Below are 16,374 nucleotides of genomic sequence, written 5' to 3'. Positions count from 1 at the left end.
ATGCTGCCTATCGCCCTGCTTGCACTGCAGATCATCGGACAGGCCATCACTCTGCCCTTCAGCTGGCTTATGTTCCGCATTTGGGATACTGCGGTGCGGCGCCTGGACAAGGCCAAGGGGGCCCAGGGCGAGCCGATCACTAACTTTGTCATCCTCGTGCCGGCTCACAACGAGGAAGGCAGCATCGCCACCACGGTCCGCAGTCTGCGCGCCCTCGACTATCCGCGTCAGCAGTTTGAAATTCTGGTGATTGCCGACAACTGCCAGGATCAGACAGCAAACGTGGCTCGAAACGAAGGCGCGGAGGTTCTGGAGCGTTTTCATGACACAAAGAAAAGCAAAGGCTTCGCGCTCGAATACGCCCTGGAAACCCTGCAAAAACGCGAACACCAACCCGATGCCGTCGTGATCATCGACGCCGACACCACTGTCGATGCCGATCTCTTGAAGGCCTTCGATCGCCGCCTGCAGAGTGGACAGGACTGGCTGCAGGCGTATTACACCGTGTCCAACAGCAACGATAGCTGGCGCACGCAGATGATGCGGCTGGGCTTTGCGCATTTCAATGGGCTTTGGCTTTTGGGACAGGATACGCTGGGCCTTGGTTCCGCGCTGCGAGGCAACGGCATGGCCTTCTCCTGGAACGGGCTGCAGCGCTGTCCCTGGCAGGCTTATGGCCTCGCCGAGGATTTGGAATTCAGCTGGCATTTGCGCATGAGAGGCGAGCGGGTTTTCTTTGTTCCGGAAGTCAAAGTTTACGGAGAGATGATCGATAACAATCCCGCCGCCGTCGCCTCACAGCGTCTGCGCTGGGAACATGGCCGCAAGCAGCTGCGTAAAACCTTTGGCCGGACCATTCTCCGAAGCCGCTGGCCTTTGGGTCGCCGATTTACTTACTGGAGCGATCTGAATATGCCGCCGCTGGCCGGCTTTGCTCTGCGCCTTCTGCTGACGCTCGGCATCGCCATCCTGTTTTATCAGACCGAGTCCACGGAGCTTATCGAAGGGATACAGGGGATCTGTCTGGGTCTGGCCATCGGGCAGCTGCTCAATTTTGCCATTTATCTGACCATGCCCTTTGTTGTTATGGACATCCCCCGGAGCTATTTCAAACTCTTCTTCATCGCCCCTTTTTATGCGGCGTGGAAGGCGGGACTCTGGCTCAAGCGGGCGCCGGCGACCTGGGTTCGCACCGAACGCAAAAATCGCCAGGGTCCTCTTTAAAAGAGATCCGCAAAACTCAACATGCTCCGCAGCCCATGCGCGACGCTTTCATCAGGTCGCGCCGAGATATTCACAGGCAGTCCGGTACGGGTTTCCAGGTTTCGGGCAAGAAGCTCCAGAGGCAGGGCGGAACCGGTCAGCGTCAGCCCTCCATCGTACAGCTGCGGATCATGAAGGGCACGACCGGCCTCTTCCAAAATACCGAGAAGTCCCTGATACACGTCCTCACAGAAAGCCGGCAAAAGACCCAGGAAATCATTTTTGTTGAGAGTAAAACCCACCGCACGTTTCAGCTGCAGATGAAATCCTCGGTAAATCCACGGTCCAGGATCCTGTTCAGGATGTAAAAGCCGCCACTGCACAGACTCGACAATGTTGCGACAGGGGCGCAGAGCATACTGCTGCACCAGGATGCGTTCAATTTCTTCCGTCAGGCGATCGCCGGACCAGGAGAGGGTGCGCGCCGCGAGAATGGTTCCTGAACCCAGCAGCGCCAGTTCCGTGAGACCGGCTCCGACATCGATGATGACACCGGCGCATTCCTGCATCAGATTCAGGCTTTCCGCTGCGGCACTGGCGATATGTTCCTCGACAAGGTGCACGCTGCGCAGGCCCAGATCGCGCAGGAGATGGCGCAAGGCCAGCTTTTCAGCTGCGGAAAGGCCGAGCGGCACCCCGACCACCAGCTGCACATTTTTGGGTCGCAGCCCGAGCTGTTCCAGAAAAGTCTTCAGCATCATGGCGGCCGCTTCGAAATCATGCACGCGCCCCTCCTTCAGGGGACGGGTGATCACGATCGAATGCGGTGTGCGTCCGAACAAACGGGCCGCTTCGCGTCCCACGGCCAGCGGTTTGCGGGTCCGCTTATCGAAGCCCACAAGGCTGGGCTGCTTGCAGAGAATGCCATGGCTTTCATCTGCAATGATGGTTTTGGCTGTTCCGAGATCCATTGCCAGTCGACATACCATGGTGTTCCCTCCGCAATGAAGCACACCGGGGGAATCGGACCATCAATCCCCAGACCTGTCCAGTGAAATTCAAGGGTCCGGGCTGGGATTCCTCCCCTATCGGAAGTTTAACATGGCTCCGGGCCTGGCGTGCCTTTCTGCCAGAAACCGGCTTGTGATAGCATCATGATGAGGAGGATTGAGCCATGGCGCAGACCAGCATGTTTCAAACGGAAGTGCAGGAGTCTTTCATTATCCCGGCTGCCGGCAGGGAGGTTTTTGCGACCCTGATGCAGTGGGCGCGCTATCCGGAATGGAATCCTTACATCACCCGCATCGAAGGCCAGGCTCAGGTGGGTGCGCCCATCCAGGTTTATTTCTTCATGGGACTCGGCCCCCGCCTGCCTTTGTCCTGTCGCGTGGCGCAGACAGATCATGAGAATCAGGTTCTGGCCTGGGATTACAAGGCGACTCTCAGCTGGCTCTATAGTGCCCGGCATTCGTTTGTCATCGAGGACCTGAAGCCAGGGCAATGCCGTATCGTACAAACCGAAAAAATCCACGGGCTCGCCGCCTGCCGTCTGCTCGGATGGTTCCATCGCCTGTTGGGACAACGGTTTCAAGCCATGCATGAGGCCCTGCGCGATCAGGTCCAACGCTCAGCCGCATAATGGCCAAACTTGCAACTCAGAAAATTTCATCTCCGAACAAAGATGCCCTGAGACCAAACGGGAAGTTTCCGAACTCATGGCTAAAAGTCGGAATGGCCAATTCCAACCAGCATCTTTCACACTGTCGTTTAGTTTTAGTGAATGTTGCTAGGCAATTTCCTGTAATAGCCATTTAATATTAAATCAAAGCGACCTTAGCGGAGAATTAAGATGCTAAAAGAAAAGAGATTTTGCCTGGCTCTAATTTTGACTGGCTGGACAGTTATGAATGGCTGCGGAGACGGCACCACCGAGGTGAGTGAAGTCAAATCCATCTGTGGCCAGACTGAGGACTTTGTCGCCATCAACAGTTACCGTGGCAGCGTTTCCCATGTGCAGACACGCGAAGAATCCGTGGGTCGCTTGAATCGCAACTGCACGGGCACCTATATCGGGACCGTGGGCTCCTACAAAAACCTTTTTCTAACCGCGGGTCACTGCGGAAACAGAGGCGCGAGCGCTTCGGTGGAATTCAACTATGAAGCCAATGCCGATGGTCCGGTGCGGACCGTGCGCGGCACTTTCATTGAATCGAGCATGTCACCCGACTTTGCGCTGATCCAATTGAACTCGGATCCCGGCGTGGCCCCGACTCCGATCAGCACGTCGGCGACGAGCACCCTGACCATCATTCAGCATCCCGCCGCCCGCCCCAAGTCGGTGGCGTTTGGCAGACTCTCGGGCAGCGCCAGCGGTTCCCGCATTTACTATGCGGGTCTTGATACGCTCGGTGGAAGTTCCGGATCGGGCATTCTGAATTCGAGCGGCCAGCTTGTGGGCGTGCACACCCTGGGCGGCTGCAGCTACTCAGGCGGCACAAACAGCGGCTGGACGATTTCCGGCATTCGCGCCGCGTCCCGCGTCCTTTAAGGACTTGAGGCGCCTGCGGGCGCCATGATTTCCTCATTGACCTTCAGCTGACGGGTGAAGATCCGCCCGTCAGGACAAAGTTGTTCGAATTGCCCCCCACAGCGGGCGGTCTCTTCAAAATAGTTCCTTTTCCATTCCTTCTCCGCCACGAGCTGCCGCAGTTCCTTTTCCAGCACCGACTTCGTGCTTTCATGCTTTTTTGCAAGCCAGACATAAGCAGGCATCGTGACCAGATTATGCCGAAAAATGCCCGGAAACTGCTTCAAATCGGGGGATTCAACCTCCAGTCGCGCCGCGCTGGCCAGCAGACAGTCCATGCGATCCCTCTGCATCATGACCAGCATATTGCGATAGCTATGAACAGGGGACACCTGAACGCTTTTATCCTGAATGTGCTGGACCACCCGTGAGGCCAGCATACTGCTCTCCAAATAGGCGACCCGCGGCTGTTTCAACGCTTTCATGCGCCGTGCATCCTTGTTGCACCAAAGGGCAAGGGTCGCATACAGGAGAGGAACATCGAGGCGGACATAATCCTGAACGCCATGCAGGGTCACCAGATCATCGACCCGACCAATGCTTCCATCGAGGCGCTTGTTTTTCAGCTCCTCAATTCCGCGCCGCCAGGGAAAATATTCCACCACAACCTGCATACCCATGGGCCGGAACACACCTTCAAAGGTACTGATGAGCCTGAGGGCGGCATCCGAATCCTTTCGAAAGGCTATATCAAAATGTACCAGGTTGTGGGGATGGCCAGGCACCGAGGCCCCGACTCCTGTCGCGGTCAAGCCCAGACTTGCGCCGAGCCAGCACCTGAACAACTGCTCATGGAATTTCACGTCAAAAAGCCTCAAGGTCCTTGAACTCTGTTGATTATGTTCCCGTTATACGGCTTTCCATTTGAGTTGCCAAGTTTCATGCAAGCAGGAAGCCCAGGCCGCGCTGAAGTTCAACATAGGACTTTTCGGATGGCGCGCTTTCATGCCACTATAATCGACGATCATTCTTGGATTCATGTTCCCCACAGGAGCCAGCATGCCAGCCAGGGAAACAGGCTTTTTTACCAGCTCGGACGCTACGGACATTTGGTATCAAAGTATCGGCCAGGGGCCTATGACGCTGGTTCTGTGTGATGGCGTGGCCTGCACAGGTTATATCTGGAAGTATTTCATCCCGCATTTTTCCCAGCACTACCGCATCATTCATAGTCAGTATCGAGGGCATGGCGAATCCGCGATCCCGCAGAATCTGGAAACGATGACCGTGGAACGCTTTGCTCAGGATATCAATGAGCTGCTGGAGTATCTCGATGTCCAAGGCCCGATCCTTCTGGTGGGTCACAGCATGGGCGTTCAGGTCGTCCTGGAATGCTATCGGCAAAGAAAAGAAGCCTTTGAGGCACTTATTTTAATCAATGGTCCCTTTGGTGAAGCGCTGCGGCATGTCCACGGCAACCCCGTCTTCGCCATGGCCCTGCCCTGGCTGAAAAAAGCCTTCATCAAATGGGATCAGTATATTCAAAAGCTCTGGCGTCCCCTGCTCGACTCGGAGATCACGTATCTCTATGCGGTGCTTTTTGAGGTGAACCCGTGGCTGACGCGCCGGCACGATTTCCGCGTTTATTTCGAGGATGTGGGTGCGATGCAGCCTCTGGTTTATCTCGCTGCTTTGGAAGGAGCCACCCGTCACTCGGCGGAAGACCTTTTGCCGGAAATCAAGGTTCCGGTGCTGGTCGTCGCGGGCGACAAGGATCGCTTCACGCCCTATCCGATCTGTTTGAAATTGCATCAAGGCATTCCCGATGCTGAACTTCTGACCCTGCCCACCGGAAGTCATATCGGGCCCTTGGAATTACCGGAATTCATCCACCTACGCATTGAGAAGTTCATCGCGGAACGGGTGAAGCCTGCAGTGCAGGTGGCCAGGGCTCCAGCGCAGGCTGCGGCCAGAAACAACAAGCCGACACCGAAGGCGAAAAGGAAATCGAAATCGCGTTAGGTGCTCTTCCTGGAGGAAGCATGACCGATCTTCTCGCAGCGCGTTTCCAGATGGCTCTCAGCCTTGGCTTTCACATCGTGTTCGCAGCGGTGGGCATAGCCATGCCTTTTCTGATGTCGATTGCCCATCATCGTTATCTTAAAACCCGTCGCTCCGAGTTTCGGGTTCTGACCAAGGCCTGGTCCAAAACCGTGGCGATTTTTTTCGCCGTCGGGGCTGTCTCGGGAACGGCACTGTCCTTTGAACTGGGACTTCTCTGGCCAGGATTCATGATTCATGCCGGGCCGATTATCGGTATGCCCTTTTCCTGGGAAGGGGCTGCCTTTTTTCTGGAAGCCATCTTCATCGGAATCTTCCTTTACGGCTGGAAGCGCCTGCCGGAACGCAGCCACTGGCTCAGCGGTGTGATGGTGGGTGTATCCGGAGTGGCCTCCGGATTTTTTGTGATCTGTGCCAACGGCTGGATGAACAGTCCCGCAGGTTTCGACTGGAACAACGGGCAGCCCATCAATATCGATCCCTGGGCCGCGATGTTCAATGACGCCGCTCTGGAGCAGGGCGTGCACATGATCATCGCCTCCTTCCAGGCCGTTGGATTTGCCTTTGCCGGCGTGCATGCGCTCCTCTATTTGCGTCTGCAGCATCCGGTGCATCGGGAGGCGATGAAAATAGCCTTTTTCGTAGGGGCCGTGGCCGCTCTGATTCAGCCGATCAGTGGTGACCTTGCAGCCAAGAGTGTGGCCGAGAGACAGCCGATTAAGCTTGCGGCCATGGAAGGACACTTCGAAACGGAAAAAGGAGCCCCGCTGCTCATCGGCGGCCTGCCGGATGAGGAAGGCGGACGCACGGATTATGCGATTGCCATTCCGAAGGCTTTAAGTTTTCTGGCCTTCGGTGACTTCGACGCCGAGGTGAAAGGGCTCAAGGATTTTCCACGCGAGCTCTGGCCACCGGTCGTGATCACGCACATCGCGTTTCAGATCATGGTCGGGATCGGAACGCTCATGGCTCTGGCGGGGGCACTGGGGCTTTTCTGGCTGTGGAAAAGACCGGAGAACTTCTTAAAACCGCTTTGGTTGAAAGCCCTCGTGCTGATGTCACCCCTCGGTTTGATCGCCATCGAAGCCGGCTGGGTGGTGACGGAAGTGGGACGTCAGCCCTGGGTGATCTATGGCTATTTGAAAACCGCGGATGCCCTCACGCCGCGGCCTGGGATCATTTATACCTTTATCCTTTATCTGGTGATTTACCTCGCCCTCAGCCTCGTCGTCTACCAGCTGGTGCGACGGCAGATTCTGACCCTGCAGCAGGACCTGGGCCAATCGCAGGATAAGGAGGGTCCCGCATGAGCCTCGTGGATGTAATCCTGGTTTTTCTGGGGCTGGCTTTGGTTTTTTACGTTCTCTTCGGCGGCGCGGATCTGGGCGCGGGCATCATGGAACTGTTCCTGAGCAAGGATACGCGGGAGGATGAGCGGGCCCTTATCACCCATGCGATGGCTCCGGTCTGGGAAGCGAATCACGTCTGGCTGATTCTGGCCGTGGTGATCATTTTTATGGGTTTTCCCCTGGTTTACACCGAAGGCTCAACGTATCTGCACCTGCCTTTGATGGCGGTTCTGGTGGGAATCGTGGCCCGCGGCTGTGCCTTTACTTTTCGCTATTATGATACGACCCGCACCTACCGTCGCACGTACACCCGGATATTTGCCTATTCGAGTCTTTGGACCGCTTTCTTTCTGGGCGTGCTCGGCGGCTCATCGGTGGCCGGGCTCATCGATCCTCAGGCGCAGACATATCGGGAACTTTTCCTCGATCCCTGGCTGAACCCATTCTGCGTCAGTCTCGGGCTTTTCACGGCATGTTTCTGCACCATGCTGGCCAGCATCTTTCTGGTGGGGGAAGCGGATGAAATTGAACTCACCCGCATTCTGCGGCGCAAGGCAAAAATTGCCCTCCTGATCACCTCGCTTATGGCGCCTGTGCCTCTGGTGCTGGCGGAGATGATGGGCCGCCCGCTCTTCAGTTTGATCATTCAGAATGCCTATAGCCTCGTCTTCTTCGGGATGGCGATTCTTCTCGGGCCTCTGGTCTGGATCAGTCTGAATCGTTCGATCTGGACAACCTGGGCCCGGACCTTCAGCGTGATGCTGGTGGCTTCCATCATCGTCGCCTGGTTCGCAGCGCAGTATCCAACCGCGCTTTACTATGCGACCGGCAACCAACCGCCGACCCTTTCCTTTTTTGCGGCCGCGGCTCCACCGGCCACGCTGCGGGTTCTGGTGGGCGCCCTGGTGGTGGGTTCCCTCTGCATATTTCCTGCGCTGGCTTATCTCTTCAAGATCTTCAAGTGGGAAACCCTGGACGAGGAACGTCGCTACAAACCTTGAATAAGGCCAGGGATAGTCGGATTTCTTGCGAACAGGTCCACACACCGGCCGTTCGCCCCTTAAAAGGCTGACTGCAGAAGTTTAGCGGGAGGAAAGGAAATCTGTTAGAATTAACAGGAATATATTCCACTTCCGTTGGAGCCATGCGGGATGAAAGAAACCAATCATGATCTCATTGCCACTCATGAAATCATAAGGGTTCTTGAAACTTCGTTATATTTTTCCCGCAACATCATCGACAATCAGCCTGACATCATCATCATCACCGATCAGAACGGCCGCATCTATCGCCTGAATCAGCATGGCATGAACTTTTTCGAGCGCTCCAAAACGGAAATCCTCGGCCGGACGATTGACGAGCTGTGCCAGGGTCGGGTGAAGCGCACCTTCATCGACATTCTGAAGAAGGAGCCCTTCGAGAACGCCAGCTTTTCCAACGAGGATATGAGCGACGAGATCAAGATCTACTGGCAGATCACCCGTATGGTGGACAGCCATATCAAGATCCCTCTCTTTCTGATCAAAGGCACCGACACCACCGAACTGCATCGCGCCTATAAGAAGATGGAAGCGATCAATTCGGAGAAGCAGAAGATCGAGGACGAAATCAAGAAGGCCAAGATCATCCAGGAAACCCTGCTGCCCGACAGCACGCTGCCGCCGGCGATCAAACTGGAATCGATCTTTGTGCCGGCCGCCGAAACCAGCGGCGACTGGTTTGGCTATCACTATGATGAGCCGGACGATATCTTCAACGTCTATGTCGGGGATGTCACGGGTCATGGTCTTTCCTCGGCTCTGCTCACCGGTGTGGTCTATGGCGCCATTTACTCGACCGAGCAGCTGTTCCATGACCAGGAAAAACTCTTTGCCTCCTACACCCAATCGCAGCGTCTCATGCTCCTGGCCTCCGCAGCCAACAGCATGATTCTGAAAGCCGACGCGCGGCTGTCGATGACCATGTTCTTTATTTCGATCGAAATCAGTACAGGCAAGACCTGCTTTCTAAACGCCGGTCATCGCCTGCCCTTCCTCTATCAGGCCAAGCAGGGGCAGCTGTCCCGCATCAAGGGCGGCGGCGATATCCTTGGCTTCAGTCCGGATCCCCGCTTTGATGTTTATGAATTCGATATGCAGCCCGGCGATACGATCGTTCTTTACACCGACGGTCTGCTCGAGAACAAGGACAGGAAAGGCCAGGTGATCAAGGAAAAGGTCGTCCGTCAGATGATCGTCGATAGGAAGGGCGATATTCACCAGCTGAAGACCGACTGTCTGGAACTGATGAAGCAGAGCTGGGAAGGCACGGAAGTCGAGGATGATGTCGCGATGCTTTTCATCTCCTATAAAGCCTGAGGGACCCATGCACGCTGAGCAAATTCATCACAATCTTGAGCACTCCATCACCGACATGTTGTCTGAATTCTTTCAGAAGCAGGTCCCCTCGGAAAAACTCAACATCGTCGCCATCCCCAAAAAGGACCTGGCTTTCTCAGAACACATGGTCATCATGCTGCTCAGCAATGCTCAGATGCGCATGTTTCTGAAGATTCACTTTCATATGGACGAAGCCAAGCGTCTCGCAGGGGTCCGTCAGCACAAGAGCTGGAACGAAGTCTCCGACAAGGTGGCGATCGATTTCATGAAAGAGTTGTGCAACGTTCTGGGTGGCCGCCTGAAGCGCCATATCTCGCATCTGGAACTGGAATTGGGACAGAGTATTCCGCTGGATCTGGAAGGCTTCTGTGAGATCTTCTTTGAGGATGTGAACTGGAGCAGCCAGACCCTGGTCTTCCGCGTCTCGAATCAGCAGCTGCAGGTTCTGGTCTCGGCTCAGTATGAAATCACGGGCCAGGAAGCTCGCGAGAAACTGGCGTCCCTGACCGATGAAAGCAAGGCCAAGGACGAGGATGATATCGAATTCCTCTAGGACTTGCTGCGGGAGCGGATTTCACTGAAATCCGCTGGATAACGAGCCCATTCCTTTTGATAGAACTGCCGCAAAAGATTCCAGTCGGACTCCTGCTGGCCGGTGAATTGCACAATCGGCCCAAGCCCGAGCCTTTTATTTTTGAAATCAATAAAGACCAAAGCCACCGGCAGTCCGGTTTTCAGGGCGATCAGGTAAAAGCCGCTCTTCCAATGATCGGTCCATTTTCGTGTGCCCTCGGGCGACAGCGCCAGGATCATTTCATCCCGTCTCTTCATTGCCTCGATGGTTTGGCTGACGACCCGGTGCGGCTTGGAACGATCGATGGGAATGCCACCCAGCGCCTGCAAAAGACGACCGATCGGCCCCACAAAGATGGTGTGTTTGCCGAACCAGATGGTCTTGCGCATGGCTTTCCAATGCAGCCCCAGCGCCAGCGCCAGAAAAAAATCCCAGTTCGAGGTATGCGGGGCGATGATCGCAATCAATTTTTTCTGAGGCGGCAGCTGTCCCACAACCTGCCAGCCTGCAAGCCGCAATGCGAAACCGGCAAACCTTGCCAATCCTTCCATAGGCGCTGCTCCTGTCCATCTTCATAGGCAATCATAGCATATTTCGGCTGCGGGTTTTATTGCAACGCCCGAGTACCCAGTCGTTCGCGTCCCCCATGTCTCGGGCGTTCTGATTTTCAGCGGCTTTCCTCCCCCTGAGCGCGATTCCAGACGCCTTCAGACTTGCCAGAGACGGGTGCTCTTGCTAGCTTGCACCGTCTGTCAGCCCATAATGTAGCTTTATAAGTGTCAAAATTGCGTAGAAGGAATTCCTATGAAACATTCCATCAGCGGTCTTGGACTGAGTCTGGGCCTGGGCCTGAGCAGCCTGCTCCATGCTGCGGCCGCTCCAACTCCGGCCAGTACCAAACCTGTGACTGTGGAAGAAGCCAAAGCCTTTGTCGCCCAGGTGGACAAGGACCTCAGGCGTCTGCTCGTCACCCAAGCGAAAGCCGATTGGGCCAAGCAAACCAACATCACTCCAAAAACTGAAGCGGCGGCCGCTGCTGCGAATGCGGAATACCTGAGCTACTCTACCAAGGCGATCCAGGAATCCGCACGTTTTGTGCCGATACTCGACAAGCTTGATGCGGATACCCGTCGTCAGATTCAATTGCTGCGCACCAGCGCAAGTCTCGTGGCTCCGACCGACAAAGCGAAGGCCGAGGAGCTGGCGCGTGTCGCCACATCGATGGATGCGGAATACGGCAAGGGCAAAGTCTGCGACAAGCAGGGCAAGAATTGCAAGGATCTGGGTGCGCTCGAGGATATCATCGCCTCCAGTCGCAACAGCAAGGAACTCGAAGCCGCCTGGGCCGGCTGGCACGATACCCTGGGGCAGAAAATTCGTCCGCTCTACAAACGCTTTGTTGAGCTGGGCAACGAAGGCGCGCGCAGCATTGGTTTTGCCGATATGGGTGACCAGTGGCGTTCCGGTTATGATATGAGCCCGGCCGACTTCGAAAAGGAAGTGGATCGACTTTGGACGCAGGTGGAGCCTCTTTACAAGGACCTTCACTGCTATGCGCGCCAGAAGCTGAATGCCCGCTATGGCGAATCCCTGGTGCCGAAAAAAGGCGGTCTGCCGGCGCATCTGGTCGGCAACATGTGGGCCCAGGATTGGAATTACATTTATTCCGATCTGGAGCCTTACAAAGGACAGCCGGAAGTGGATGTGACCCCGGCGCTTCAGAAGCAGAAATACACGCCGGAAAAAATGGTGAAGCTGGCGGAATCCTTCTTCACCTCGATTGGCCTGAAGCCGCTGCCCAAGACCTTCTGGGAACGCTCGATGCTGGTGAAACCGAAGGACAAGGAAGTTGTCTGTCACGCCAGTGCCTGGGATCCGGAATACAATGGTGATGCGCGCATCAAGATGTGTATCAAGATCAATCAGGAGGATCTGGTCACCGTTCATCACGAACTCGGACACAACTACTACTATCTCTATTACTACAATAAACCGATGCTTTATCAGTCGGGAGCCAACGATGGCTTCCATGAAGCGATCGGTGATGCCATTGCGCTGTCCATGACGCCTGACTATCTGAAAAAGGTCGGACTCCTGGAAACCACTGCCGACAATCAAAAGGCTGTGATCAACTCGCAGATGCAAAGAGCCCTGGATAAGGTCGCGTTCCTGCCTTGGGGTCTTCTGGTCGACAAGTGGCGCTGGGATGTTTTCTCGGGCAAGGTGGCGGAAAAGGATTGGAACAAGCACTGGTGGGATCTCCGCCTGAAATATCAGGGCGTCGTGCCTCCGGCTCCTCGTCCAGCCGATGCGTTTGATCCCGGCGCGAAATACCATGTGCCTGGCAATACGCCTTACATGCGTTATTTCCTCGCGGATGTGCTGCAGTTCCAATTCCATCGCGCGCTCTGTGACGCCGCGGGACACAAGGGTCCTCTGAACACCTGTTCGATTTACGGCAACAAGGCTGCGGGTGAAAAGCTGCGGAAGGTGCTGGAACTCGGTGCGTCGAAGCCCTGGCCGGAAGCTCTGGCTCAGATCACAGGCAATGACAAGATGGATGCTTCGGCGATGATCGACTATTTTGCCCCGCTGCAAGCCTGGCTGAAGGAACAAAACAAAGGCCAGTCCTGCGGCTGGGAAGGCGCGGCGACTTACGCCAAAACCCTTTAATCCCGCGAGGTGAGGGGCAGCTTCTGCCCCTTTTTTATAGGGAGGATCACGGATGGAATACAGGATCGCCTCCTCCATGGAAGGCATCCAGGACACCGACTGGCTCCCGCTGGAAGATCCGGATTTTCCGTTCTTTGACCAGCCCTTCCTCAAGGCGCTGGAAGCGACCGGCAGTATCGGTGGGGATTCGGGTTGGGATCCCATTTACCTGCAGGCCTGGGATGACAAAGGACTGGCCGGCGTGCTCTGCGGTTTTGTGAAATCGCACAGCTACGGTGAGTATATTTTCGACTGGGAATGGGCCCGCTTTTTTCAGCGCTTTCAACGGCCCTATTATCCCAAACTTCTGCATGCCGCTCCCATGACTCCGGCCACGGGTCGGCGGATTCTGCTCCGTCCGGACAGCGATGCCACGGGTGTGCGCGAACGTCTGATTCAATTTTCCCTGCAGCTCGGGGTGAAGGGACGTCTGTCCTCGGTGCATGCACTTTTTATTCCTGAAGAGGAATGCGCGGCGTTTCAGGAGCAGGGCTTTGTCATACGTCACTCCCTTCAGTATCACTGGCGCAATCAGGGCTATCGGGATTTTCAGGATTTCCTCGACAGCTTCGTCGGCAAACGGCGCCGTGATATTCAGCGGGAAAGACAGCGGGTCGCGACCCATGGACTGGACATTCAATGCCTCAGTGGTGCCGATCTTAAGCCTCAGCATGCGGCTCTGATGGAAGAGTTTTATCTCACCACTGCGGAAAAGAAGAATGCGATTCCGTACCTGCGTGAGGGTTTTTTTGAACAGGTTTTTTCCAGCATGGCGGATCGCATTGTGCTGGTTCTGGCATCGAAGAATGAGGAACCGGTGGCGGGCGCCTTGAATTTTTTCAAAGGCAAAACCCTGTTCGGACGCTACTGGGGAAGCCTCGCGCCCTATCAGGATCTTCACTTCGAACTCTGCTATTATCAGACCATCGACTTTGCCATCCGGCAGCGCCTGGAACTTTTTGAAGCCGGAGCGCAAGGAGAACACAAGATTCAACGTGGCTTTCGCCCCAGCCTGACCCGCAGCGCCCATCGCATTATGGATCCGGATCTGCGCGAGCCGATCGAACGGTTCATTCAATCCGAGCGTCTTTTGATCCAGGAAGCCATGGCGGAATTGGATCGCAAAAGCCCTTATAAAACGCCTGAAAAACTGTAGCTATCGCGCGACAGAATTCCTGGATGCAGACCTTTTCGTTTTCCTGATTCCCCATGAAATGAAGTATCGTTCCCGGAAAAAATCGAGTATTTCCTTGAAGGCGATGGAAGGAGAAAATCCATGAGGATGCTCGCGGGACCTTTGTTTCTTTGTCTTCTCAATGGCCTGGGCTGCAACAATCAGCGTTTGGAATCCCAGGTGACGGCGACGCCACGCACCCCACAAAGTTTTGTGCAGGTCGTGAATGGACGCCTCCAGGTGGAGGGCCAGCCCTTTCACTTTACAGGCAGCAATGTCCATCGCCTCGCCCTGGCGGAAGCCTTTCAAAGCCAGATCATCAGGGAAAACAAGGAGGGTCGCGCCACCTACCCCGGGATTGATCGGGCGCTGGAACATTATGCGGCCACGGGATACAAGGTGATCCGTCTTTGGGGGTTTTCCTGCGAAGGAGCCAAAGGCAGCCAGGTCACCCCGCCTTTCATCAACAAGGATCTGTCGCTGAACATGGACGGCATTCAGCCGCTCGACTATACCATCGCTCGTGCGGGGCAGCATGGTCTGCGGGTGATTTTGCCGCTCGTGAACCATGAGCCGGAATCCTGTGGCATGGACTGGTGGGTGGAGCACGCGCTGGTGAAGACAGGAGGCACGGACAAACGGAAAATAACCTGGTCCTGTGTCGCGACACGCCAAAATCAGGTTTTGAAGCTGACCTACAATCCGGATGAGTGCCAGGCCTTGCAGCGTCCGGATCAACCCGTGGAAGCCATCGTCACCCGGGAAGCCTTTTATTTCGATGAGACGGTGAAAAGTGCGTTCAAGAATCATGTTCAAAAATTCCTGACCCGCATCAATCCTTATACAGGCCTCAGCTATCGCGATGATCCCGCGATCCTTGCGGTGGAGCTGAGCAACAAAGCGCGCACGGCCGATTACTATGAGTGTCTGAGCACTGGCGTGGGGCAGAAGACTTTCCAGAGTTGTGCGGCGGAAAACCCCGCAACGTATAAGGCCGGGGAACTCGTTTACAACTGGCTCGCGGACATGTCGGAATTTGTGCGCAGCGTGGATGCCCGGCATCTGATCACCACTGGCGAGGAGGGTTTCCGCAGTTCGCATCAGGATCCCGGCTGTTTGCAAAAACATGCCTGGATTCATAATGGAATGAAGGGTGTGGATTTCGCCCGTAATGCGACGCTGCCTCATATCTCCTTCATGACCACGCATCTCCATCCGGAAGATTGGAGCATTCCCACCACGGATTTGAATTGGTTGCAGCGCTGCGTGATCAAGGACAGGGCGGCTCTGGCTGCCCGTCACGGCAAGCCTATCATTTTGGAAGAGGCCGGTTTCAGCGGGGAGGCTCAGGATCGGACCTATCTGCTTTCGCGCCTGTTTCGTGACGTAAATAAAGCGGGATTTCAGGGCACCATGGCCGAGGATGATCCCGCCGAACAGCTGGCGCTCAAACAACAGATCAGCTGCCAGCAGAATCTGGTTCGCGGGCAACCGCTTTCCCGTTGCGTCGGCATCTGCCCGCGCGGGACAACGGTGGATGCCACGGGTCATGGTGTGGACCCGCAGGGTTCCCGCTGTGTTCTGCCCCTTCTTTAACGATACAGCCGGCAGGGATGGTTAGCCCGCCTGGCTCTCTTTTTACCGCGGGCCTGTGAGCCCGCGGTATCCTTCCTGCCACTCCAGTTCCTCGCGCATGCCGCGAATGGTGAGATAACAGACAACGGCGTTCAAGGAATGCCAGAGAAAGTGCGTGCCGTAGGGCCAGATCGAGCAGAGCTGCTCATCCAGGCTTCGGAAGACGAGCGAGGCGATGAACACGCAGGCAGCCCGCGTCAGGGTTTGGGACTTTGACAGTTGCCAGCTTTGCTGGACACCGAGGGCGAGCAGGAAGAGGGCGACACCGAAATAACCTTGCGAGCCATTCACGGGCAACCGCAAAAAGATTGCGTAGAGAAGGCCGGAGAGTCCGAAAAACATCAGCATGAAATAGACACTGTACCGCAGGGCAAGGTGCAGAATGGACCGCGCCCAGAACCAAAGAAAGCAGACCACAAAGAGGCCGATGAACCCGACATCGCAGATTTTCGCCCATTGGGTGGCGTAGCTATGAAAGAGGGCGGAACCACATCCTACCAACAGCAGCAGGATCAAGAGGCACCACAGCGATCCCGCGCGCCGCACGGAACTCCGCCAGATTTCGTAAAGAGCCAGACCCGCGGCCACCCAGAACAGGAGGTTGCTGTAGAGATTCAGGGGCTCGGACAGGAGCTGAAAATCGATGCGTTCGCAATATTCGTCCACCTGATGGAACAAGTCGATCATGGCTGCCTCCTTGAAGGGCCATTTTACAATAGGTTGGCGGGCGTTGCCCAGCGGGAGATAACGGGGGCTGTTCG

General features: G+C 55.7%; 15 protein-coding genes. 11 read left to right on the top strand and 4 right to left on the bottom strand.

Annotation, left to right across the window (positions count from 1 at the left end; translation table 11 throughout):
* Complete coding sequence (locus OLTU_RS10290; protein WP_141732672.1) at positions 1-1,224, top strand: glycosyltransferase family 2 protein; 1,224 nt, start codon at positions 1-3, stop codon at positions 1,222-1,224.
* On the opposite strand, the gene OLTU_RS10285 is transcribed toward OLTU_RS10290, so the two are convergent.
* Positions 1,221-2,192 carry a rod shape-determining protein gene (locus OLTU_RS10285; RefSeq protein ID WP_141732671.1) on the bottom strand — a complete coding sequence of 324 codons (972 nt, stop codon included), beginning with the start codon at positions 2,190-2,192 and terminating at the stop codon, positions 1,221-1,223. The two genes, OLTU_RS10290 and OLTU_RS10285, sit on opposite strands and share 4 nt — an antisense overlap.
* A gap of 185 nt (positions 2,193-2,377) precedes the next feature.
* On the opposite strand from OLTU_RS10285, the gene OLTU_RS10280 reads away from it, so the two are divergent.
* Positions 2,378-2,842 (top strand): SRPBCC domain-containing protein, encoded by a 465-nt coding sequence (locus OLTU_RS10280; RefSeq protein WP_141732670.1) that lies wholly within the window; start codon positions 2,378-2,380, stop codon positions 2,840-2,842.
* A 246-nt stretch (positions 2,843-3,088) separates the two neighbouring features.
* Positions 3,089-3,751, top strand: a complete 663-nt coding sequence (locus tag OLTU_RS10275) for a trypsin-like serine peptidase (RefSeq protein ID WP_218109959.1) — start codon at positions 3,089-3,091, stop codon at positions 3,749-3,751.
* Here OLTU_RS10275 and OLTU_RS10270 read toward each other — a convergent pair.
* Positions 3,748-4,515, bottom strand: a complete 768-nt coding sequence (locus tag OLTU_RS10270; RefSeq protein ID WP_141732668.1) for a transporter substrate-binding domain-containing protein — start codon at positions 4,513-4,515, stop codon at positions 3,748-3,750. The genes OLTU_RS10275 and OLTU_RS10270 overlap by 4 nt on opposite strands.
* Positions 4,516-4,789: 274 nt before the next feature.
* Here OLTU_RS10270 and OLTU_RS10265 point away from each other — a divergent pair, with 274 nt between their 5' ends.
* The 5 genes from OLTU_RS10265 (at position 4,790) to OLTU_RS10245 (ending at position 10,071) form a co-directional block, all read left to right on the top strand.
* The gene (locus tag OLTU_RS10265; RefSeq protein ID WP_176736501.1) at positions 4,790-5,752 is read left to right on the top strand and encodes an alpha/beta fold hydrolase; all 963 of its coding nucleotides are present in this window, start codon (positions 4,790-4,792) and stop codon (positions 5,750-5,752) included.
* A 20-nt stretch (positions 5,753-5,772) separates the two neighbouring features.
* Positions 5,773-7,101 carry a cytochrome ubiquinol oxidase subunit I gene (locus tag OLTU_RS10260; RefSeq protein WP_141732666.1) on the top strand — a complete coding sequence of 443 codons (1,329 nt, stop codon included), beginning with the start codon at positions 5,773-5,775 and terminating at the stop codon, positions 7,099-7,101.
* A complete protein-coding gene (locus tag OLTU_RS10255) occupies positions 7,098-8,141 on the top strand; it encodes a cytochrome d ubiquinol oxidase subunit II (RefSeq protein WP_141732665.1) in 1,044 nt (347 codons plus the stop codon). Before OLTU_RS10260 ends, OLTU_RS10255 begins: the two co-directional genes overlap by 4 nt.
* Before the next feature lie 150 nt (positions 8,142-8,291).
* Positions 8,292-9,497 (top strand): SpoIIE family protein phosphatase, encoded by a 1,206-nt coding sequence (locus OLTU_RS10250; protein ID WP_141732664.1) that lies wholly within the window; start codon positions 8,292-8,294, stop codon positions 9,495-9,497.
* Between the two features lie 7 nt (positions 9,498-9,504).
* On the top strand, positions 9,505-10,071 hold the full coding sequence (locus OLTU_RS10245) for a hypothetical protein (protein ID WP_141732663.1): 567 nt from the start codon (positions 9,505-9,507) through the stop codon (positions 10,069-10,071).
* Here the strand turns inward: OLTU_RS10245 and OLTU_RS10240 are convergent.
* Positions 10,068-10,643, bottom strand: a complete 576-nt coding sequence (locus OLTU_RS10240) for a 1-acyl-sn-glycerol-3-phosphate acyltransferase (protein ID WP_141732662.1) — start codon at positions 10,641-10,643, stop codon at positions 10,068-10,070. The two genes, OLTU_RS10245 and OLTU_RS10240, sit on opposite strands and share 4 nt — an antisense overlap.
* A 253-nt stretch (positions 10,644-10,896) precedes the next feature.
* Between OLTU_RS10240 and OLTU_RS10235 the strand changes: the two genes are divergently transcribed.
* From OLTU_RS10235 to OLTU_RS10225, 3 genes are all read left to right on the top strand, one after another.
* Positions 10,897-12,765, top strand: a complete 1,869-nt coding sequence (locus OLTU_RS10235) for a M2 family metallopeptidase (protein WP_141732661.1) — start codon at positions 10,897-10,899, stop codon at positions 12,763-12,765.
* A gap of 52 nt (positions 12,766-12,817) precedes the next feature.
* Entirely contained in the window at positions 12,818-13,960 is a 1,143-nt protein-coding gene (locus tag OLTU_RS10230) for a GNAT family N-acetyltransferase (RefSeq protein WP_141732660.1), read from the top strand.
* 120 nt (positions 13,961-14,080) lie between these two features.
* Positions 14,081-15,574 (top strand): glycoside hydrolase 5 family protein, encoded by a 1,494-nt coding sequence (locus OLTU_RS10225; protein WP_141732659.1) that lies wholly within the window; start codon positions 14,081-14,083, stop codon positions 15,572-15,574.
* A 42-nt stretch (positions 15,575-15,616) separates the two neighbouring features.
* Here OLTU_RS10225 and OLTU_RS10220 read toward each other — a convergent pair whose 3' ends face one another.
* Positions 15,617-16,300 (bottom strand): hypothetical protein, encoded by a 684-nt coding sequence (locus OLTU_RS10220; protein WP_141732658.1) that lies wholly within the window; start codon positions 16,298-16,300, stop codon positions 15,617-15,619.
* Positions 16,301-16,374 lie beyond the last annotated feature (74 nt).

Origin of the sequence: Oligoflexus tunisiensis, from assembly GCF_001748245.1 — a bacterium.
In the GTDB taxonomy this organism is placed as follows: Bacteria; Bdellovibrionota_B; Oligoflexia; order Oligoflexales; family Oligoflexaceae; genus Oligoflexus; species Oligoflexus tunisiensis.
This window is presented reverse-complemented; position numbering and strand designations above follow the sequence as displayed.